The organism is Erysipelothrix anatis (assembly GCF_009828745.1).
Taxonomy (GTDB): Bacteria; Bacillota_I; Bacilli_A; order Erysipelotrichales; family Erysipelotrichaceae; genus Erysipelothrix; species Erysipelothrix anatis.
In genome coordinates, this window is the sequence record NZ_WTSX01000006.1 from 1 (window position 1) to 21,717 (window position 21,717).

A 21,717-nucleotide genomic window follows, 5' to 3' on the forward strand; every position below is an offset into this window, starting at 1 on the left:
TTCATTTTTATCTCATAACTATGCATAATCCGTGTTCCCATAAGAAAACCTCCCGTATTGAATCATTTTACAATAATTCGTTTACAAGAGGTTTTTTCTTGAGTCCCAAGGAACTAGGTCAGTTCCATCAGAAGGTTTTTTTATGATGTTTATTAATAATAAGCGATATTTCACAAGATAATGCGGAGGTGAACTATGTTAAGTCCGTATGTTTTTTATTAGTGAAATAAATAACATATTATTTTATATAACGAAACGTGAAGAAAAAAATAACTTATAATGTATATATAAACAGTTTTGTTTAACGGGGGGGTTATTATGAAACGTTTAAAATCAATTGCTATCATTGCGTTAGCAATGCTTTTATACATTGGTTCAATCTATCCGGCGATGGCTATAGATGCAACGCAAACATCTACAGAAACCACCAGTCAGGAGCAAATGTACACGGATGATAAGACAGAAAAAGCGACAATTTCCACTGAAATTGAAGAAGAAACCTCCATCCGCGATGAAAAGACAGATGAAACTACTGATACGAATGCTGAAACTACAAATGTTGATGAGCTAGAAGATCGTACTAATGATCAAATTGATGACGAAGAAAAGGATGATAAACCATCCCAATTAGCTGAAGAACAATTAGTAGACCCTGTAACGGATTCAGTACAGCCTGCATCAGCTGAAGCCACGCAATATGATATCGCGAATATTCAAACTGTGGCAGAGTTGCAAGAAGCGATTGTAAATGTTCAAGATGGGCAAACGATTAAACTTGCACCAACATTTATCTCAGGGCCAATGTCAGTAGCAATTCCTGATGTCGCCTTTACCATAGATGGTAATAATGTAAACTGGACTGAAGGAAAAATAACGTTAACTGGAAATGGAAACAAGACATTAACGATAACCAATATTCATTTGAATGGTTCAGGAAGAAATGGGTACATCTTTGAAGATGGACGTCGTTCCGGAACGTTAAATTTTACAAACTCAAGTATCTCAAATAGTGCTGATGGGACAATGAAGTTAAATGTTACGACTGTCTTGGATGGTATGTACATTCATGATAGTAAAGGTCATAACACTGGGTCTGCAATTTGGATTAGCTCAGATGTTGACTTAACTGTTCGAAATTCAACCATTGCAAACAACGTTGGGTCAGCATCTGGCTATGAAGCAGGTGCAATCTCGACTAAAGGGTATACGGCGGTTATGACTATTGAAAACTCAGTATTCCGAAACAACGTTAATGTGGGATTTTACTCAGGAGTACTAGGTGGTGGCGGTGGTGCCATTCACATGAATAATTTTAATGGGACATTGAACATCAAACAATCAGTCTTTGATAACAACAAAGCACAAGGGAGTGCAAGCTCTCCAAGCCGTACTGCTGATGATGGTGGAGCAATATTCATTAAAAATGCGAATCCAAACTCGACCCTAAACATCTCGGAGTCGACCTTCTCCAACAACTTCGCATCCGATGATGGTGGAGCAATAATGGTTGAAGGTAAAGGGAAAACATATATTTCGAACAGCACCTTTACCGATAATCTAGCATTGGGATTGAACGGAGGAAATCTATCAGGTGGTGCGATTCAATTCTTCAAAATTGGTTTTTTTAGCTCCATGACCAATAATGTCACAAACTCAACTTTTGTAAATAATCAAGCGGGTAATGAGTCCTCACGCCAAAATCAAAACGGTGGGGCTATCGGGCTTAGTGGTCAATACGGAAGCAATAGTGCATCCATTAAGGGGAGTCTTTTTGCCGGTAACCGCGTATATGATGCCAACGGGAACCTCAATGTGGCAAGTGACTATAAAGATGTATCCAGGCTCGGGGGAACTGATTTAGGATCGAACAATGTCATTAATCTCGATGCCAATACACATCCTTTAAAGTCAGTATTTGGAAATGACAATGTAACATTAGAAGCGAATAGCACACAATTTGTTGCAGGTTACAACCAAGAACCGATTCTAACACTAATCATAAAACCGGATGGTGTTGCCGATAACACTAATAATGATGTAACTGGTGCTACCGATCAGCGTGGTTATGCCCGTCATAAAGCAAATGGGGCGGTACAGATTGCGTCAATTCGATACAATGCAAATGGTGGTCGCTATGAGCTCGAAACCTTAGATCGATATCAAGGTAAAGTCTATTACGAAGCTGCCGCTGATGGCAAAATCTACGACTACTATACTGTCAGCGTGATTGGAGGAACTGGATCGACATTGAATCCTGATACTTCGAAGTTAGGTCGAGATGGATTCCGATTTATTGGATGGGCCCTTCAACCGGATGCTACAGAGCCAGTCTACGGACCAGATGAAATCATCAACTATCAAGCAGAAAACCAAGTGCTTTATGCGCTTTGGGAAGAAATTCCAATAACATTCTCAATTAAATACTTTGGAAACACAAATACCGCCGGTGAGGCACCAATTGATGTAACTGAGTACTTAGAAGGAGCGACTGCGACACTTCTTGGTGAAGGTACACTCATTAAAGATGGTTACCGATTCATTGGTTGGAATACACAAGCTGATGGATTAGGGACAGTATACCTTCCACAGGATACACTGACGATGACAGAAAATGTTTCATTGTATGCAATGTGGGATGTCATTCCAGTAACTTATCGAATTACCTATTTTGGAAATAGCCATACTGCGGGAGTTGTTCCAATCGATATCAATAACTATCTCAACGGTGCACAAACCAAAATATTAGGTGCGCGAAATCTTATTAAGTTTGGATATCAATTTACAGGATGGAATACGAAAGCAGATGGAACGGGTGATGCTTATGTAGGTGGTCAGGACATCATAATATCTCAAGACTTAGATCTTTATGCTCAATGGATGAAATTACCTGAAAAATATGTTGTGATGTATGATGGAAACGGACATACTGCAGGAACTGAGCCGGTTGATGCGAATGCGTATGAAACCCAAGCCCTTGTTACTGTTAAAGGTCCAGAAACACTCCTGAAAACAGGATACACGTTTACGGGTTGGAATACACAAAAAGACGGTACAGGAACAACGTATCGCGAAGGCTCTCAGATGACGATTACAGACAATGTAACGCTTTATGCCATTTGGACAAAAGAGGGCATCACGGAAACATATCGTGTAATGTATGATGGAAATGGATTTACTGACGGATCAGTTCCAGTAGATACTAAACAGTATTTAGACGGTGAAGTCGCTGTAATTGCGAGCCCAACGATGACGCGTAAAGGCTATACATTTGTCGGGTGGAATACGCAATCGGATGGTCAAGGTACAGCCTTCGCAATTGGTCAAGAAGTTACAATCCATGCTGATGTGAATGTATTTGCTATCTGGAAAAAGGATAAAGTAGTCCTTCCTCCAACAGGTGTTACAACACATCAAACTGGTTATATCATACTTGCTGCTGGTGTCATACTGCGTGTACTTACAACAAAAAGACGTAAAGTCAAAGCATAACAAAAAAAAGGTACCTTCTAAGAGGGTACCTTTTTTCAATAAAAAAACTGGCTTATGATTTATATAAGCCAGTCCAAAGTTTGTTGTTGAAGAACCATGTTCTTAATTCATCTACAGTCATTGGTTTTTTAGAATTAAACGAAATGCTTGATTCTACGTTAAGTTGATTTTTTGTTGTATCAAAGTTTGCATAAACAAACGCAGGATACGAATCGACACCAAATAAATTCTTAAGACGGGTTCCGGTCATATTCTCAGCACTGCTAATATCAATTGAAACAATTTCCGGTGTTGGACGTTTCTCTTGTTCTTTAGCAAGTGGTGTCAGAATAGAATTAATTACATAATCGGAATCGGATTTACCATCACGAATTAAAAATACGTGATTACCAGGGTTTTCTTTTGAATATTTTGAAATGTCATCGATTGAAATAGATGTAGAAATTACAGAATCAACTGTGTCTACAGTACGCGTCATCGCTACTGTTTGACTACTAAATTGGTTATAAAGTCCAATGAATATCGCAACTATAGCAAACGCTGTAAATGCAACGAGTATTATTTTTTTAGCCATAATGTCTCCTCACTCACGAATTTACTTTACCACGCTTCACAGAAGAAAGCAAATTTCGACTTTCATAACCTTTTGTTTATTGTGAAATTACGCTATAATAGACAAGATAAGAATGGGGGTAACTATGTTCCTCAAGAAAATTGAAATGCAAGGATTTAAATCCTTTGCAGATAAAGTAGTCATAAATTTCGAGGATCCTGTAACTGGTGTGGTTGGTCCTAATGGTTGCGGTAAAAGTAACATTAGCGATGCGATACGATGGGTATTAGGTGAACAATCAGTAAAATCGATGCGTGGGTCAAGTATGACAGACGTTATTTTTAACGGTTCTGAGAACCGAAAAAAAGTAAATTTAGCTGAAGTAACGCTTGTCTTTGATAATGGTTCTAAACCATTAAACAGTGATTACGAAGAAGTTGAAGTTACACGACGTTTATACCGTGATACGCGTGAATCAGAGTATCTGATTAATAAGACAGCTGTGCGTCTTCGTGACATTCATGATTTGGTTATGGATACTGGGTTAGGACGAGATTCACTGTCCATTATCTCACAAGGAACAATTTCGTATTTTGCGGAAGCCAAACCACAAGAACGTCGTATGATATTCGAAGAGGCGGCAGGTGTTTCGAAATACAAGAAACGAAAAATTGAATCCATCAACAAGTTGGAGCGAACACGTGAAAACATGGAACGGATGCAAGACATTGTTGATGAAGTTGAACGTCAAGTGAATTCACTAAAACGTGCAGCTAAAAAAGCGGAACAATATCGTGATAAAAAAGAACTCCTACAAGCAGTAGAAGTTTCGGTATTGGTTAAAGAAATTCAAGAATTCACTGAAGCAAACGAAGTTATCAAACAAAACTTATTTAAAATTGATGCCGAACTTGCTTCACTTGAGACATCTGAAGGGGTTTACGAACACGAATTAGAATCCAAACGCCAAGCACTCCATGAATTGGATCGTGATGTTTCAAAAGCACAAGAAAACATGATGGCAGCGATTCGCGAAATCGGACTCTTGGAAACGCGAAAAGTTGAAATTGAAGAACGCCGTAAATATACGCTGGAAGTTGGAAATGCCCAAGAAAAAGCGAAAGAAATGCGAGCACAGCTCAACGATGCAAAACTTGAATACGATGATCGTAAAGCACGCCATCAAGAATTAAGTGCAGAAGTTGAAATGTTGGTTGAAAACAGCTATGAACGAAATCGCAAACTTGCAGATCAGCAACAAGATGTCGCTCGACTTACAACAGCAATTCAACAGTTAGAAAACCGACTCAATATTGTAAATTCACGATTGGAACGTCCTTATGAGTCAAATCATGGTGTTCAAGCAATTATGAATAGCAAGAGTTCGCTATTTGGTGTTCATGATGTTGTGGGTAATGTATTTACTGCAACTGAAAATTATGAAATTGCAATTACGACAGCTTTAGCAGGCTCCATGATGCATCTGGTAACAAATGATGACAAGGCAGCTGTTAATGCGATTAACTTCTTGAAAAAGAACAATGCGGGTCGTGCAACATTTATTCCGTTAACCGTTGCGAAGCCTCGCAGTGTTTCAGAGGATGCAATTACGGTTGCATCACACGTTGACGGCTTTGCAGGTGTGGCCAGCGAATTTGTAACAAATGATGCAGTTTATGATCAGTTACGTGACAGCCTACTTGGAAATGTTCTCGTCGTGACTACGATCGAAGCAGCTAACCGAATCGCAAAAATGTTGAACCACAACTATAAAATCGTAACTATGGATGGTGATGTGATTCATCGTGGTGGAACGATGACGGGTGGTAAAAACCGCAATAACAACACTTCTGTTATGACACTAAAAAAAGATAAAGAGAATCTTGAACAAGAAATCATCCAAGATAAAGAAAAACTTATCTTAAGCGAAAATGCCATGCACGCATTAACAACAACGCATAAAAACGAAAGTGATATCTTAATGCAACGCCGTATTTCGCTAGCGCAATTGGAACCGCTCTTAGATGTTAAACGATCCAAATATGAACGATTAAAACAAGAGTATGAAGATTTAAATCCTGATGATGTCACAGAAGTACCAGAAGGGGAAGGCGATGATATTGTCGCACAACTCAATAAAGCTTACATGGAACGTGACGAACTCACCACTAACATTGCATTGATGCGGGAACAACGCCAAGGCATTAGCACTGAAATTCAACGGAAAGAGATTCTGTTACGTCAGTATCGTCAAGATTTAAATGGTCTCACACAAAAACGTCATCAACTAGCACTAGATATTACTAAAAACAATACACGATTGGAAACAGGATTAGAGCGATTATCATCTGAATACCAAATGACGTATGACTATGCATTTGAAAACGTATATGACCAAGATGCTGCAATGAGTCGTGATGAAGTCCTTAAACTTCGTAATGAACTTACAGCGCTTGGAAATGTGAACCTGGAAGCGCCTGAAGAATATGCGGAGACTAAAGAACGTTATGAATTCTATACGACGCAACTTGAAGATCTTCATGGCGCACGCGACAAGTTACTTGCTGTCATCGAAGAAATGGATACAATCATGGTCAAGCAATTCAAAGAAATGTTCGACAAAATTAACGAGGAACTTCCGGCTGTCTTTAGTGCCTTATTTGGTGGCGGACGCGCTCGTTTAATTCTTGAAGATGAAAATGACTTACTTAATACGGGGGTTGATATTGATGTACAGCCTCCCGGGAAATCAGTACAAAATATTCGACTATTTTCTGGTGGTGAAAAATCACTGATTGCAATATCAGTTCTATTTGCAATTCTTAAAGCACGTCATGTACCACTTTGTATCTTTGATGAAGTCGAAGCAGCACTTGATTCCGCGAACGTTGAACGTTTTGCAAACTATATTCGTAAATTTAGCGATGATACACAATTTATCGTAATTACACACCGTCCAGGAACGATGGCGCAAGCTGATGTCTTATATGGTGTGACGATGCCTACAAAAGGTGTTTCGTCAATGTTACGTGTTCGACTTGAGGAAGCAGTAGAAATGAAGGAGGCGAAAGCATAATGGGATTTTTTGACAAATTAAAACAATCGTTCTCTAAAAAAGAAGACAAAGAGTTATACAGTACGGGGCTAGATTCAACAAAAGCAACGTTTGGTACAAAACTCAAAGAAATGTTTACAGGAAAGCCAAAATTTGATGATGCATGGTATGATCATTTGCTTGCGGTTTTAATCCAATCAGACGTTTCATTAAAAAGTGCACAAAAAATAATCAAGGCATTTCGTAAAGAAGTTAAGCCTTCAATGACGCAAGAAGAGAGTTTAGAGACCCTAGCAGGGGTTATGATGCGCCAATATGGTGAAAATATCGAACCCTATGCACTTGAAGATAGTCGTCTAAATGCTATACTAGTTGTTGGTGTTAATGGGTCGGGTAAAACGACGACATGTGCCAAACTTGCACACTACTATAAATCCGAAGGAAAACGCGTTCTCCTGGTTGGAGGCGATACCTTTAGAGCAGCTGGTAGTAATCAATTAAAAGTTTGGGCAGATGAAATTGGTGTTGATTTTATTGGAGGCGATGAGGGTCGTGATGCTGCGTCAGTTTATGTTGATGCAGCGCGTCATGCGAAAGCAGAAGCGTATGATGTCATGATTTGCGATAGCGCAGGTCGTCTTCAAAATAAAGTCAACTTAATGAAAGAACTCGACAAAATGAAACGTGTTTTAGAACGTGAAGTTGGCGCAATCGACCATACATATCTTGTGATTGATGGAAATACAGGCCAAAACGGTTTGTTACAAGCAAAAACTTTCACCGAAGTTACGCCAATTGATTCATTAATTGTTACAAAACTCGATGGTTCACCAAAAGGTGGAGTTCTCCTAAGTATAAAGGATGAACTGGGTATCAAAGTAAGTCATATTGGATTGGGTGAAAAAATGGAAGATTTACGCCCATTTGATATTGAAGCATACCTCTATAACCTTGTGAGTGACAATGCCTGATGAATATTGAAAAAACAGTATTTCTAAATAAGCTGTACGATTATTATGAGAAACTACTGACCCAACGTCAGCAGGAGGTCTTTCGATATTATTATCATGATGATTTATCATATCAAGAGATTGCCGATATTCTTGGAATTAGTCGTGCGGCCGTGTTCGATAATTTAAATCGAACTTCAAAGTTATTGATCGAGTACGAAGAAAAACTCGGTGTAGCAAATGGTTATCAGACGTTGTTTGATAAACTGTATGCTCTTGAAAACAATGACGTCAATGCCATACTCGATACATTTATCAAAGGGAGGAAATTATGAGTAAAGTATTAGCAGTAAATGCCGGAAGTAGTTCATTAAAATTCCAATTATTGGAAATGCCAGAAGCTACAATTTTAGTAAACGGAATCGTTGAGCGTATTGGATTAAATGATTCAATCTTAACATTCAAATATGATGGAAAAAAAGAAACAGTTACAATGGATATTCCAGATCATCAGCTTGCAGCGGACCTTGTTTTAAGTGGCCTTGTTGAAAAAAATATTGTTTCTGACTTATCAGAAATTGAAGCAGCTGGACACCGTGTCGTTCACGGGGGAGAGTATTTCCAAGGGTCAGTAATTTGTGATGAATATTCAATTTCAAAAGTTGAAGAATTGGCAGATTTAGCACCATTACATAACCCTGCAAACTTAATCGGATACCGTGCATTTAGTAAAGAATTACCAAATGCGACACATATCTTTGCATTTGACACAGCATTCCACCAAACAATGCCTGAAGAAGTATTTATGTATGCTTTACCATATGACTACTATACAGATCATAAAGTACGTCGTTATGGTGCACACGGTGTTTCTCATGACTATGTTTCAAAACGTACTGCAGAACTCATGGGTCGTGATGAACAAGGATTACGTGTTATTACACTTCACCTAGGAAACGGTGCTTCTGTAAGTGCTGTAAAAGATGGTATTTGTGTAAATACATCAATGGGATTCACACCATTAGCAGGTCTTATCATGGGAACACGTACTGGTGATTTGGATCCAGCAATCGTGACATACCTTATGAGAAAAGAAAACATTTCAGCAGAAGAAGTCTTAAACATCTTCAACAAAAAATCAGGAATGGCTGGAATCAGTGGGATTTCAAGTGATGCACGTGATATCGAAAATGCTATTGAAGCAGGACACGAGCGTGCTATCTTAACACGTAAAATGTATGCACAACGCGTACTTGAATACGTTGGTGCATATGCACTTCAAATGGGCGGTGTAGACGTAATTGCGTTCACAGCTGGTTTGGGCGAAAACGACAACGGCACCCGTGCTGCAGTTCTTGATGTTATTAAAGAAGGACTTGGTATTGAGTACGATCCAGCACTTAATGATGCAACACATGGCGATGAAGTTCGTTTAAGTACAGATGCATCAAAAGTTGCTGTTTGGGTTGTTCCAACAAATGAAGAATTGATGATTGCACAAGATGCATTCCGCATTCACAATGAAGGGTAGTCAAGAACTGCTTCAACTCATTGAAGCCTACGATACAATTGCTGTCTTTCGTCATGTAAATCCAGATGGTGATGCTTTGGGATCACAGGTTGGATTTGCAAAATGGGTGAAACATAATTATCCTAATAAGACCGTTCACCTTTTAGGGTCAAATGACCATCATTATTCAATTTATCCAATGATGGATGACGTTGAATTATCGGGTGAATTTCTATCAGTTGTTATTGATACAGCTAACCGTCCACGCATTGACGATGAGCGTTACACTTTAGGTAAACAACTTGTTAAGATTGATCACCATCCAGAAGTTGATCCATATGGCGACTTACAGATGGTAGATACATCACGTGGAAGTGCGTGTGAAATCGTCACCGATATTCTCCGTGGTTTTGACAAGTCATTTACCGAAGACATTGCGAATACTCTATTAAGTGGAATTTTAACAGATACAATTCGTTTCTCAACAGAAGCGACATCTGGAAAAACGCTTGCATCAGCATCCTTTTTAATTGAACAAGGTGCAAACATTTCTAAATTGAATCAAGATCTCTTTACACAACCTCGCGCAGTCTTTGAACTTAAAAACAAGATTGCACAGTTTGTAGAAGTCAAAGAAGCGCATTCTTTCATAGTCATGGATTCCGAACGCATTGCTGAAGTAGGTTCTACAAGTAAGCAAATTAAAGGATTTGTCAATGTAATGTCAGGTGTTCAAGAATTTAGCATTTGGGCAATCTTTACTCAAGACGAAGATGGCTCATATGAAGGTTCAATTCGCTCACGCGAGTACACAATTAACGATATTGCACAACAATTTGGTGGCGGTGGTCACCGATTGGCATCTGGCGTCAGCAAACTTACGAAAGAAAATGTATCTGAAATCATTGAAATTCTTGCTAAACGAAGTATTGGAGAATAAGAAAAAGAACAGTTGCCTAAAGGCAACTGCTTTTTCACACTATAGAGGAGAAAGATTATGATGACTTGGTTTTTGGAACAACAACCTGTAATTCAAGCACTTCTTGCGACACTCTTCACATGGGGTGTTACAGCACTTGGTGCTGCCACTGTCTTCTTTTTTAAACGAATCCATAAAGGGGTTCTCAATGGAATGTTGGGATTTGCGGCGGGGGTTATGATTGCCGCAAGCTTTTGGTCATTATTAGCACCAGCCATTGATATGGCTGAAGCTATTGATCAAAATGTCTTGCTCATTGTTGCAGGAGGTTTCTTATCAGGAGGCGCATTTTTATTTCTTGCAGATAAGATTTTACCTCACCTTCATTTAGGACAACCAACTGATGAGGCAGAAGGAATCAAAACACATTGGCAACGCTCTGTTTTACTTGTGATGGCGATTACACTTCATAATATTCCTGAAGGGCTCGCCGTAGGGGTTGCTTTTGGTGCTGCTGCACAAGGAATGCCAAGTGCAACTATTGCTGGTGCAATTGCCCTTGCAATAGGGATTGGTCTTCAAAACTTTCCTGAAGGGGCTGCTGTTTCAATTCCTTTGCGTCGCGAGGGAATGTCACGAAGTAAAGCATTTATGTATGGACAAGCAAGTGGGATTGTTGAACCGTTCGCAGGAATGATAGGCGCATATGCGGTAACTGTAATGCAACCCTTATTACCGTTTGCCTTAGCATTTGCGGCTGGTGCAATGATTTATGTTGTTGTTGAAGAGTTAATACCAGAAGCTCATATTGGTAACGATAATATGCGTTCAGACATTGCTACTATAGGATGTATGATTGGGTTTACCATCATGATGTTGTTGGATGTTGGATTGGGATAAAAGACCATTTTTAATGGTCTTTTATTTTGGTGATGGGAGATATGAGTTGATTGTGTATTCTTGTTCATTCAATTATATCTCAATATTGTGAATGTTTGTGAGGTGATGAAAGCCCTTTATCTTATTTAAAACGAAAGGGCAAAGGTGTATACTATATAGTATAAGTAAATTATTGGAGGCATTATGTTAACTGTAATAAACGAGTTTAAATTCAATGGGGAATATAAAAACCATAAGCCAGTTGGCGATGGTCACATTAATGATACGTATCTTGTCGATTTTGATACGAATCAATATGTTATTCAGCGCATCAATCATCAAATTTTTACCAATCCAGTTGGTTTGATGGAAAATGTTGAACGTGTTACGCAGTATATCAAGAAAATTGTCACTGAGGAAGGCGGAAATGCCGAACGTGAAGTTCTTGAAATTATTCGCACTCACGATGATGCATTATACACGCAAGATCTAGAAGGAAACTATTGGAGGGCTTACCAATATATCTCCAATGCTACATCTTTTAACTTGGTTGAAGATCCAGAAGTCTTCTATCAAAGTGGCGTTGCATTTGGTAAATTTCAATATCAACTCTCAGAATTTCCAGTAGAAACATTGCACTATACAATTGAGAAATTTCATCATACACCATCACGTTATGTAACTTTTGAAAAGACGATTGCCCGTGACCCACATAGTCGTGCTGCAGCAGTTCAAGAAGATATTAATTTCTATAAAGAACGAGCTGATTTCATGAACATCCTATGGGATCTGCATGAAAAAGGAGAAATGCCCCTTAAAGTCACGCATAATGACACAAAACTAAATAACGTCATGATAGACAATGTGACAAAACAAGCGTTATGTGTTGTGGATTTAGATACCGTCATGCCAGGGTTTGCGGTTGATGACTTTGGTGATGCCATTCGCTTTGGAGCCAGTACAGCTCTTGAAGATGAACAAGATCTGAATAAAGTAAACTTTAGTATTGAGTACTATGAAGCATTTACGAAAGGGTTCATCGAAGGTGGTAATGGATCATTTACGGATGTTGAGTTGGATCAATTTGCAGTCGGTGCTAAAATGATGACATTAGAATGTGGTATGCGTTTCTTAACGGATTACATTGATGGCGATAATTATTTCAAAACAGATTACGATACTCACAATCTTGTTCGCTCACGAACACAAATGAAACTGATTCAAGATATGGAAGCACAATGGGATGCGATGCATGCTGTTGTCAACAAATACAGATAAGGAGCAGTTAGAAACATGAGAATTTTAGTAACAGGTGGTGCTGGATATATTGGAAGCCACACAACAATAGAATTGATAGAACAAGGACATGAAGTTGTAATTGTAGATGACTATTCTAATGCGAGTCCCATAGTTTTAGATCGCATTGAGGCTATTACAGGTCAAAGACCGAGAATGTATAAAGTGAATATCACAGATAAACCAGCCCTTAGTGCTGTGTTTGGTGCTGAACAAGTAGATGCTGTAATTCATTTTGCTGCATTCAAGGCAGTTGGTGAATCGGTTTCTAAACCTCTTGAATATTACAAAAACAATATCTCGGGTACTTTGACATTGCTCGAAGTGATGCGTGACCATGATGTCAAAAATATTATCTTCAGCTCATCAGCAACAGTATATGGATCGCCAAAAACAAATCCAATCTTAGAAGACTTTGAATTATCGACGACTAATCCATACGGTGCAACTAAATTGATGACAGAGGATATTCTTAAGGACCTCCAAAATTCAGATCCAGAGTGGAATGTCGTAATTTTACGTTACTTTAATCCAATTGGAGCACATGCATCGGGTACTATTGGTGAAGATCCTGCAGGAATTCCAAATAATTTGGTTCCTTACATTGCTCAAGTTGCTGTCGGTAAGCGAGAAAAATTATCAGTTTTTGGTGATGATTATGATACGCCAGATGGAACGGGTGTTCGTGATTATATCCACGTTGCTGACTTAGCGACAGGTCATGTAGCCGCACTTAAGCCAATTCGTGACCGTCAGGGCTATGTTGTTTATAACTTAGGGACTGGGAATGGCTATTCTGTGTTGGATGTTGTAAAGGCATTTGAAAGGGCATCAGGTCAAGCAGTGCCGTATACAATTGAACCTAGACGCCCTGGAGACATTGCAACATGCTATGCAGATGCTCATAAAGCAAAAGTAGAACTCGGTTGGGAAGCAACCCGTGACATTAATACAATGTGCGAAGATACATGGCGTTGGCAAAGTAACAACCCGAATGGTTATGAAGGATAAAAAGAACGTATATACGTTCTTTTCTTTTCGAACATACGCTATAATAAAGACAATGAGGTGACCCATGATACATTTAAACGTTCGGAGTTCGTATTCGTTACTGGCAGGGCTGATGTCGGTGGAAGCAATCGTCAAAAATGCTAAAGAAAATAACATGCAAGCTGTTGCTCTGACAGATTCGCATGTCCTTTTTGGTGCTTTGGAGTTTCAAAAAGTAGCCGAAAAAGCTGGTGTTAAGCCATTGTTTGGAATGGAAGTGACGCTCTCACATGAAGAAGAGACGTTTACAACGACATTGCTTGCGAAAGATAACTCCGGATATATTGGCTTGATGCATCTGAGTCATGTGTTAAGTCAAAAATCAGCACTTACATTCGAAGAAATATTGCCGTATGAAAAATCGCTGATAGTGATAGCACATTCGGAAGGTGGACCGTTTGAAAAAGCATTATTAAATCAAAATTTAGATGAGGTTCAGCACCGTCTTAATGTTTTGAAGCAAATGTTTTCTCACCTATACATTGGAATATCACACCAAGAATCGAATTTCTTCCGAAAAACAAACTCGCAGCTTATCGATATGGCCATTTTTAGCGATATTGAGCCGGTTGCTATGTCTAAAGTTTACTACGAACTTGAAGGTGATGAAGAAGCCTTTAGGGTTGTTCAAGCGATAGGTAAAGGAACGTATTTAGAAGATAAGACGTTGGTTTCGTCGCCCCATCGTAATTTCTATTCCCAAGAAGCGATGGCATCGATGTATGATACACGTTGTTTGGAAAACACACAGAAAATAGCGGATATGTGCACCGTTGATGTTTTTAGTATTAAAACATCATTGCCCCATTTTGAGACAGGTCAATCGGTTCGCAACGATGTATACTTATCCAAACTTGCTGCTTTTGGTTTAAGTCGTCGTATTAAGCAACCAGTGAACAAAGTTTATGAAGATCGTCTCGAGTACGAATTATCAATCATAAATGGTATGAATTTCACAGATTATTTTCTAATTGTTTACGATATTATCCGATACGCAAAAAAAGAGGGCATTTATGTTGGTCCGGGTCGTGGGAGTTCTGCCGGATCTTTGGTTGCTTATGCATTGGGAATTACCGAAGTAGATCCGATTGAATATGGTTTGCTTTTCGAACGATTCTTGAATCCCGAGCGAATCTCGATGCCGGATATTGATATCGACTTTCCAGATGACAAGCGTCATCTTGTAATTCAATATGTCCAAGAAAAATATGGTCACAATCATGTTGCGAACATTGTGACATTCGGGACATTACGAGCGCGTCAAGCGTTCCGTGATGTTGGTCGAGTGTTACAAATTCCAATTCGCACTGTAGATACGGGTGCAAAGTTAATTAGTGCAAGTACGCTTCAAGAAAATTATGACAACGTTCCGAAATTTAGAACCTTTCTTAATAGCGATAAAAACCTTATGCGTGTTTTTACAATTGCCTTAAAAGTAGAGGGGTTACTGCGCCATGCTTCACAACATGCAGCTGGAGTGGTTATGTCACGCAAACCACTTGACGATGTTGTGCCACTGCTCGCGTTTGATGATGAAACGCATGTAACACAGTATGATATGACATACTTAGAAGCTATTGGACTTATCAAAATAGACTTTTTGGGACTAAGAAACCTAACGATCATTGACAACATCGCACGTAAAATTAATGAAACGACCGCATTTAATATTATGAAAATTCCAATGGACGATGCAAAAACCTACCAACTACTGTCGGTTGCCGAAACTGTCGGGGTATTTCAATTAGAATCGGATGGAATGAAAGCATTGCTTAAAAAACTAAAGCCAAGCAAGTTTATGGACATCGTCGACACAATCGCGTTATATCGTCCAGGACCGATGGAAAATATTCCACTGTACCTGGCGTCTCGTAATGACCCGTCAAGCGTCAAATATTTACATCCGAAATTACGTGAAATTACTGAATCTACCTATGGAATTCTAATCTATCAAGAACAAATTATGCAGGTTGCGCAAATAATGGCAGGTTTCACACTTGGAAAAGCGGATATCTTGCGAAAAGCGATGGGTAAGAAAAATGCAGCTGAACTCAATGCACTTCGGGAAGATTTTATTAACGGATGTCTTCGTGAAGGCCATGATCGCGAACTTGCAAATGAAATTTATGATTTAATCGAAAAATTCGCAAATTATGGGTTCAATAAATCTCACTCTGTTGCGTATGGTTTGATTGCCTATCAACTCTCATATCTCAAAGCAAACTACCCACATCTTTTTTATACAGAACTCCTCTCGAGTGTTTTAGGGAGCGATGTCAAGACTCGACAATATATTGACGAATGTCGTCGCCGTAATGTGAGTCTATTAAGTGTCAATTTAGACCATAGTCAGAGTGCTTACACATTAGATGGTGTTAAAATTCGCATGCCGTTCACTATCATTAAAGGAATCAGTGCAACAATTGCTGCAGAGATTGAAGCAGAACGTTCAGAGAATGGATCGTACAAATCATTTTATGACGCGGTGAGCCGTTTAAATCTTGTCGGGGTTAAAAAGAGTCATTTTGAGATGTTGATTAAAGCGGGTGCGATGGATTACTTTGGTGCTAATCGTGAGTCGATGCTCGCATCATTAGAAGAAGCCATTCGCTATGCCAATATAATTAAAGTTGAAAAAGACGGTCGAAAACAACTCAACTTTTCACTAATTAGCGAACCCATATTTACGCAGGTTAATGAGAATGTTCGAGCGACTTTAGCGTATGAGCATGATTTATTAGGCTTTTACTTTTCAGACCATCCAACGAAATCTTTAAAAGTCAAACATGGCACGGATTCGCTTGTTCAACTCGAGCCACGTTATGAATACTATCGCGTCATTGGAATGATTGAAGCAGTCAAACAGCATCGCGCAAAGAATGGCAAAATGATGGCGTTCCTCCAAATTAGTGATGACACGGATAATAAAGATGTTGTTGTGTTCAATAATGTCTATGAAAAAATTAAAGACCAACTTGAAGTTGGAGCGGTTGTTCTCATCAAAGTCCAGGTAAAAGAAACAGATTCAATTATTGTTCAAGATATGTTTACGTTTGAAAACTAGTACCCGTTTCGTGTATGATATAACTACAACTAAGAGGTGATACAGATGATTAAATTTTTAATTGTTGACGATGAAGTCAAAATTCGCGAAGTAGCAAAAGAATATGCAAAAGCATCTGGTTTGATTGCGGATGAAGCATCCGATGGTCAAGAAGCCATCGATAAAGTAAAAGAAGAAGATTATGATGTTGTTGTACTGGACATCATGATGCCTAATCTTGATGGGTTTACAGCATGCCGAGAAATTAAAAAAATCAAAGATGTACCAATTATTATGCTTTCAGCACGCCAAGAAGAGTTTGATAAACTTCTCGGATTTGAACTTGGAATTGACGACTATGTAACGAAACCATTCTCACCTCGTGAGCTCATGGCACGCATTAAAGCCGTAGCAGAACGATCAAAAGGAATGAAACACTCTGTCTATACTTTTGGCGGACTTGAAGTTGATATTACGGGCCGTAATTTGACGGTGGATGGTGAACGTATCAATGTTACACCTAAGGAATTCGACTTACTTGTATTTCTCATTCAACACAAGGATCAAGCCTTATCTAGAGATGTATTATTAGATAAAGTATGGAATTATAATTATTATGGTGATTATCGTACCGTGGATACCCACATTAAAATGTTGCGCCAAAACCTCGGTGCTTACAGAGATTATATTGTGACAGTACGCGGAACAGGTTATAAATTTGAAGTCATCAACTAAAAATATGGCATTTCGAGTCTGGTTGTACTTTTTAGTACTAACTGGACTCATGCTTTTATTTTTGTGGATGCTCCAGATTTCATTTATTGGACCCTATTATGAACGAAACCGTGCGCAGACCATTCAGAAGAACGTTCTTGAAATTGAACGCCTTTTAATGCGTGAAGATTTCTACAATTCCGAAAAAGCAATGACGCAGATGTTAGCGAAAGAAAACATGTGTGCTGTCGTTTATAATGAACGCGGAATACGAATTATCAATGCGGATGCAGTTGGGACAAACTGTCATATCTCAAATCTCTCGTCAGATGCAGTCCAAGAATATATGAAGATGACTCAAAATTCACAATCTCATGACTTTTCAATTCGCTTCGATAGTGAAATTTTTGAACAAGGTATGTACTTTTACGGTAAAAATGCAAAGATTCAAGATAATGATTTCTACATCTTCCTAAATACGCCCATCGAGTTGTTGGATTCGACGATATTTGTTCTTAAACGTCAATTTGGATTGGTTGCACTCATGGTCTTCTCGTTTGCTACGATCGTAACGTTTATCTTGTCACGACGGTTATCACGACCGCTCGTTCAAATAACTGAAAATGCGCGTAAATTGGCGCATGGGGATCTCAGTGTTAAATTTAATGAAGATGAATACAGTGAAGTAAAAGAACTTTCCAAAACATTAAACTTTGCTACGCATGAATTCCGCAAGACAGACGAACTACGCCGTGATCTTGTAGCGAACGTGAGCCATGATATTAAGACGCCGCTAACAATGATTAAAGCATATGCTGAGATGATTCAAGATATTTCGGGAGACGATCCTGAAATGCGCGAAAAACATCTGGGTGTTATCGTGGATGAAGTGAATCACTTAGAACGTTTAGTCAATGATATGCTCACGCTATCTAAATATGAATCACAAGTATTCGATATAAAAGAAACAACCTTCAAGCTTTATGATCAAGTTCTCGGAAGTGTCAATTTATTCCAAGGGTTAGATATTGATTTTGTGATTGATGTGGATCCAACGTTGGAAGTGATTGCGGATGAAATTAAAATGGGACAGGTGCTTTACAATTACATCAATAATGCAACTAAATATGTTGGTGATGATCGTGTTATTGAAATTCATGCCCATGTTGACCCAAGAGAAGTCATCGTTTCAGTCAGCGATCATGGTCCAGGAATTGATGCTGATGTCATTAATCATGTCTGGGATCGGTACTATAAGATTGATAAAAACTATCAACGTACCGGAGGTAGTTCAGGTCTTGGTTTATCAATTGTACGCGCAATTTGTGAAGCGACGGGTTCTAAATATTGGGTTACATCTGAGGTTGGAAAAGGTTCAACGTTCTTCTATACGCTAAAACCAGCGCAGTCTCCAATGCCCCAAGCCCATGTAAAGAAACAAAAGAAGCAACCACGATCAAAAAAATAAGAACAAGAGTCCGAATCAAAAGGGGCTCTTTTTTAATAAAAGCCTTGCATTTCTAATAGAGTGTGTTACATTACTAACATAGTGCCACAAGAAACGAGGGGAAATAATGAAACTAACTTTTCATAAAGTAAATAAGTACTTTGGGGAAAAACATGTACTTAAAGATATTTCATTCACAGTCAAGTCAGGTCAAATTTTTGGCTATCTTGGCCGAAATGGAGCTGGGAAAACAACTTCATTAAGAATTTTAATGGATGTTTTTGCAGCAAGTGACGGAACTATCACGATGGATGATAAGCCATTTAAACCTGGTGATTATAAAATAGGGTATTTACCAGAAGAACGCGGGATGTACTCAAAGACACTCGTAAAAGATCAATTATTGTATTTTGCGATGCTTCGAGGAGCAACACGTCAACATGCCCAAGAATCAATTGAATATTGGTCCAAGAAATTTGGCGTAGACATTTATCTAAACAGTAAACTTGAAACCCTATCAAAAGGAAATCAACAAAAGGTTCAAATCACACAAGCATTTCTCAATGAACCGGATATTCTGATTCTTGATGAACCATTTAGTGGGCTTGATCCCGTCAACTCACAGGTGTTCCAAGATGCCCTTACTGAATATATTTCAGATGACCGCATTATTATATTCTCAAGTCATCAGATGTCATATGTTGAAACATTTTGTGATGACATAGCAATCATAAATTTTGGGCAGATTATTCTAAAAGGATCACTAGAAGCAATAAAACAAGAACGCGGGATGAATAAAGTGAAACTTGCCTTGAATACACCGAATGACGCTTTTGAACAACTCTTAAATACAAAGGGCGTTACTGTTGAGCATGACCATAAAACAATGATTCTAACATTGCCAGAAGCAATGACCCATCAAGAGCTTCTTGAATTTACCATTAAAGAAGGTATGGCGATTACATTGTTCAGTGACTATACACCAAGTCTGCACGATATTTTTGTTGATGTTGCGGGAGGAACTAATGCATGAAAAATCTAAGCACAGTATTTCGATTTGAATTCTTAGAAATGGCAAAGAAACGATCAACAATTATCTCTACGCTTATCATTACGATGATTCTTGTGGCAATGACGTTTGTACCGAGTATTTTTCTCAATAAAGGTTCAAGTGATGATACAAGCACTACGGCTGAACCTAAGACATATGAGACACTTGGTGTTGTGGTAGACGACACGTCAATTCATGCGCCAGTCTTCAAAGCGTTACCGGAAATTCACGTTTATTCATCCGAAACAGCTCTAAAAGAAGCGGTTGAAGATGAAACGGTGACAGATGGAATAATTATAAATAGTGATACAAGCTACTCAATGTTAACGTTGAAGAGCTCGATGTTTAATCAAAATCAACAAATTGTTGAAGCAATCATGACACAAAATGTCATCGATACTAACTTGACTCAAAAGGGTATCGATCCTAATCAAGTGCGTGAAGCGTCTACAGTAACACTAAGCAATAGTGTCCAAATACTTGGAAAAGATGCATCTCAAAGCACATTTGTAGCGTTTGGAGTATTATTCGTTTTATATATGTTGATTCTCTTATACGGTCAATCAGTTGCGACATCCGTTGCGCGTGAAAAAGATAGCCGTACGATGGAATTATTAATCACAAGTACAAAACCCAAAGTATTGATTCTTGGGAAAGTGCTTGCGGTCGGGCTTATTGGAATCTTACAGGTTGTTGTCATGATTCTCGGATTGACTTTGGGATACATGATTAATAAAGGGAACTATCCAGAATTTATTACCGCAATGATTCAAGCATCAATTACCTGGGATGCTGCACTCATTTATGCTATCTTCTCAATTTCAGGATATTTCTTATATCTATTTATCTTTGCATCGCTTGGCTCACTCGTAACAAAAGTCGAAGATGTTTCCTCGGCAGTTACACCAATTACCTTTGTATTTGTGATTGCTTATCTACTCGCATCGTTTGCAATGGGAATGCCAGATGCCACAGTTATTAAAATTGCGTCATACGTTCCGTTTGTGTCACTCTTTACAACACCGATTCGTTATATGATGACGACGGTTCCAGTCTATGAATTAGTGGCATCTTTAGTGCTAATGCTTGGTGTTACGGTGGCGATTGCGAATCTTTCCATTTATATCTATCGTAAAGGATCGTTAAACTATGGAAACCGTATGAAATTCTCGGATATTCTCAAACAACGCAAATTTAAAGATTAGAGAAATATCAGCTACAATTACGACATGAAATATGCTAAAATAGTTCTTGTTGTAAGAAAACGAAAAAAATGCTTAAAAAGTCAATGAATACTAGACATATGATAATTCATAGGCTATAATGTTAAGGCATAAAAAGGCGTAAGTTGCATGTCCGAAAGGCGTACAACCGCACATAGCTAAGGTTTAAGAGAGAAATCCACCTTAGGTGGCGAGTCTTATGGCAAATTGAAGGAGGTGTACTATGTACGCAATTATTGAAACAGGTGGAAAACAAATCCTCGTTGAGAAGGGACAAACTATCTTTGTTGAAAAGTTAGATGTTCAAGAAGGGGAAGAAGTTGTTTTTGAAACAGTTGTTGCTGTTAAAAACCGCACATTAAAAGTTGGTGCTCCTTATGTTAAAGGTGCTTCAGTTACAGCTAAAGTTGAAAAACAAGGAAAAGCTAAGAAGATTATTGTCTTCAAATACAAATCCAAAAAAGGTTCAACTCGTAAAAAACAAGGTCACCGTCAACCATACACACGTTTAGTTGTCGAAGACATTATCTCAGGATAA

Annotated in this window: 16 protein-coding genes and 1 other annotated feature; of the genes, 15 read left to right on the forward strand and 1 reads right to left on the reverse strand. The window is 38.6% G+C overall.

Going from position 1 to position 21,717, the window contains the following annotated elements; translation table 11 throughout:
* Positions 1–318 precede the first annotated feature (318 nt).
* Positions 319–3,489 (forward strand): InlB B-repeat-containing protein, encoded by a 3,171-nt coding sequence (locus GVV19_RS05440; protein WP_159646102.1) that lies wholly within the window; start codon positions 319–321, stop codon positions 3,487–3,489.
* Positions 3,490–3,541: 52 nt separating this feature from the next.
* On the opposite strand, the gene GVV19_RS05445 is transcribed toward GVV19_RS05440, so the two are convergent.
* A complete protein-coding gene (locus GVV19_RS05445; RefSeq protein ID WP_159636365.1) occupies positions 3,542–4,063 on the reverse strand; it encodes a hypothetical protein in 522 nt (173 codons plus the stop codon).
* A 124-nt stretch (positions 4,064–4,187) separates the two neighbouring features.
* Between GVV19_RS05445 and GVV19_RS05450 the strand changes: the two genes are divergently transcribed.
* The 14 genes from GVV19_RS05450 to rplU all read left to right on the forward strand — a co-directional run bounded on the left by GVV19_RS05450 (position 4,188) and on the right by rplU (position 21,717).
* Complete coding sequence (locus tag GVV19_RS05450; RefSeq protein ID WP_159646105.1) at positions 4,188–7,118, forward strand: chromosome segregation protein SMC; 2,931 nt, start codon at positions 4,188–4,190, stop codon at positions 7,116–7,118.
* Positions 7,118–8,068 (forward strand): signal recognition particle-docking protein FtsY, encoded by a 951-nt coding sequence (gene ftsY, locus GVV19_RS05455; RefSeq protein ID WP_159646108.1) that lies wholly within the window; start codon positions 7,118–7,120, stop codon positions 8,066–8,068. Before GVV19_RS05450 ends, ftsY begins: the two co-directional genes overlap by 1 nt.
* Complete coding sequence (ylxM, locus tag GVV19_RS05460) at positions 8,068–8,382, forward strand: YlxM family DNA-binding protein (protein WP_236262325.1); 315 nt, start codon at positions 8,068–8,070, stop codon at positions 8,380–8,382. Before ftsY ends, ylxM begins: the two co-directional genes overlap by 1 nt.
* Complete coding sequence (locus GVV19_RS05465) at positions 8,379–9,578, forward strand: acetate/propionate family kinase (RefSeq protein ID WP_159641359.1); 1,200 nt, start codon at positions 8,379–8,381, stop codon at positions 9,576–9,578. The genes ylxM and GVV19_RS05465 overlap by 4 nt, the downstream gene beginning before the upstream one ends.
* A complete protein-coding gene (locus tag GVV19_RS05470) occupies positions 9,550–10,497 on the forward strand; it encodes a DHH family phosphoesterase (protein WP_236262326.1) in 948 nt (315 codons plus the stop codon). The genes GVV19_RS05465 and GVV19_RS05470 overlap by 29 nt, the downstream gene beginning before the upstream one ends.
* A 57-nt stretch (positions 10,498–10,554) precedes the next feature.
* Entirely contained in the window at positions 10,555–11,376 is an 822-nt protein-coding gene (locus tag GVV19_RS05475; protein ID WP_201288192.1) for a ZIP family metal transporter, read from the forward strand.
* Between the two features lie 183 nt (positions 11,377–11,559).
* Positions 11,560–12,633, forward strand: a complete 1,074-nt coding sequence (locus GVV19_RS05480) for a phosphotransferase enzyme family protein (RefSeq protein ID WP_159641353.1) — start codon at positions 11,560–11,562, stop codon at positions 12,631–12,633.
* A gap of 15 nt (positions 12,634–12,648) precedes the next feature.
* Entirely contained in the window at positions 12,649–13,662 is a 1,014-nt protein-coding gene (gene galE, locus GVV19_RS05485; protein WP_159646111.1) for a UDP-glucose 4-epimerase GalE, read from the forward strand.
* Positions 13,663–13,726: 64 nt separating this feature from the next.
* Positions 13,727–16,765 (forward strand): DNA polymerase III subunit alpha, encoded by a 3,039-nt coding sequence (dnaE, locus tag GVV19_RS05490; protein ID WP_159646114.1) that lies wholly within the window; start codon positions 13,727–13,729, stop codon positions 16,763–16,765.
* A 45-nt stretch (positions 16,766–16,810) separates the two neighbouring features.
* Complete coding sequence (locus GVV19_RS05495; RefSeq protein ID WP_159636351.1) at positions 16,811–17,479, forward strand: response regulator transcription factor; 669 nt, start codon at positions 16,811–16,813, stop codon at positions 17,477–17,479.
* A complete protein-coding gene (locus GVV19_RS05500) occupies positions 17,463–18,926 on the forward strand; it encodes a sensor histidine kinase (protein ID WP_236262327.1) in 1,464 nt (487 codons plus the stop codon). The genes GVV19_RS05495 and GVV19_RS05500 overlap by 17 nt, the downstream gene beginning before the upstream one ends.
* A gap of 106 nt (positions 18,927–19,032) precedes the next feature.
* Positions 19,033–19,938: an ABC transporter ATP-binding protein gene (locus GVV19_RS05505; protein ID WP_159646117.1), complete on the forward strand. Its 906-nt coding sequence runs from the start codon at positions 19,033–19,035 to the stop codon at positions 19,936–19,938.
* On the forward strand, positions 19,935–21,161 hold the full coding sequence (locus GVV19_RS05510; RefSeq protein WP_159646120.1) for an ABC transporter permease: 1,227 nt from the start codon (positions 19,935–19,937) through the stop codon (positions 21,159–21,161). The genes GVV19_RS05505 and GVV19_RS05510 overlap by 4 nt, the downstream gene beginning before the upstream one ends.
* Before the next feature lie 154 nt (positions 21,162–21,315).
* Positions 21,316–21,387, forward strand: a sequence feature (ribosomal protein L21 leader region).
* 15 nt (positions 21,388–21,402) lie between these two features.
* Positions 21,403–21,717, forward strand: coding sequence for a 50S ribosomal protein L21 (rplU, locus tag GVV19_RS05515; protein ID WP_159636345.1), 315 nt, complete (start codon positions 21,403–21,405; stop codon positions 21,715–21,717).

Excerpts from the sequence above, each read along its gene's own strand:
- GVV19_RS05440 (WP_159646102.1), top strand. The coding sequence starts at position 319 with ATGAAACGTTTAAAATCAATTGCTATCATTGCGTTAGCAATGCTTTTA.
- GVV19_RS05445 (WP_159636365.1), bottom strand. The coding sequence starts at position 4,063 with ATGGCTAAAAAAATAATACTCGTTGCATTTACAGCGTTTGCTATAGTT.
- GVV19_RS05450 (WP_159646105.1), top strand. The coding sequence starts at position 4,188 with ATGTTCCTCAAGAAAATTGAAATGCAAGGATTTAAATCCTTTGCAGAT.
- ftsY (WP_159646108.1), top strand. The coding sequence starts at position 7,118 with ATGGGATTTTTTGACAAATTAAAACAATCGTTCTCTAAAAAAGAAGAC.
- ylxM (WP_236262325.1), top strand. The coding sequence starts at position 8,068 with ATGAATATTGAAAAAACAGTATTTCTAAATAAGCTGTACGATTATTAT.
- GVV19_RS05465 (WP_159641359.1), top strand. The coding sequence starts at position 8,379 with ATGAGTAAAGTATTAGCAGTAAATGCCGGAAGTAGTTCATTAAAATTC.
- GVV19_RS05470 (WP_236262326.1), top strand. The coding sequence starts at position 9,550 with ATGCATTCCGCATTCACAATGAAGGGTAGTCAAGAACTGCTTCAACTC.
- GVV19_RS05475 (WP_201288192.1), top strand. The coding sequence starts at position 10,555 with ATGATGACTTGGTTTTTGGAACAACAACCTGTAATTCAAGCACTTCTT.
- GVV19_RS05480 (WP_159641353.1), top strand. The coding sequence starts at position 11,560 with ATGTTAACTGTAATAAACGAGTTTAAATTCAATGGGGAATATAAAAAC.
- galE (WP_159646111.1), top strand. The coding sequence starts at position 12,649 with ATGAGAATTTTAGTAACAGGTGGTGCTGGATATATTGGAAGCCACACA.
- dnaE (WP_159646114.1), top strand. The coding sequence starts at position 13,727 with ATGATACATTTAAACGTTCGGAGTTCGTATTCGTTACTGGCAGGGCTG.
- GVV19_RS05495 (WP_159636351.1), top strand. The coding sequence starts at position 16,811 with ATGATTAAATTTTTAATTGTTGACGATGAAGTCAAAATTCGCGAAGTA.
- GVV19_RS05505 (WP_159646117.1), top strand. The coding sequence starts at position 19,033 with ATGAAACTAACTTTTCATAAAGTAAATAAGTACTTTGGGGAAAAACAT.
- GVV19_RS05510 (WP_159646120.1), top strand. The coding sequence starts at position 19,935 with ATGAAAAATCTAAGCACAGTATTTCGATTTGAATTCTTAGAAATGGCA.
- rplU (WP_159636345.1), top strand. The coding sequence starts at position 21,403 with ATGTACGCAATTATTGAAACAGGTGGAAAACAAATCCTCGTTGAGAAG.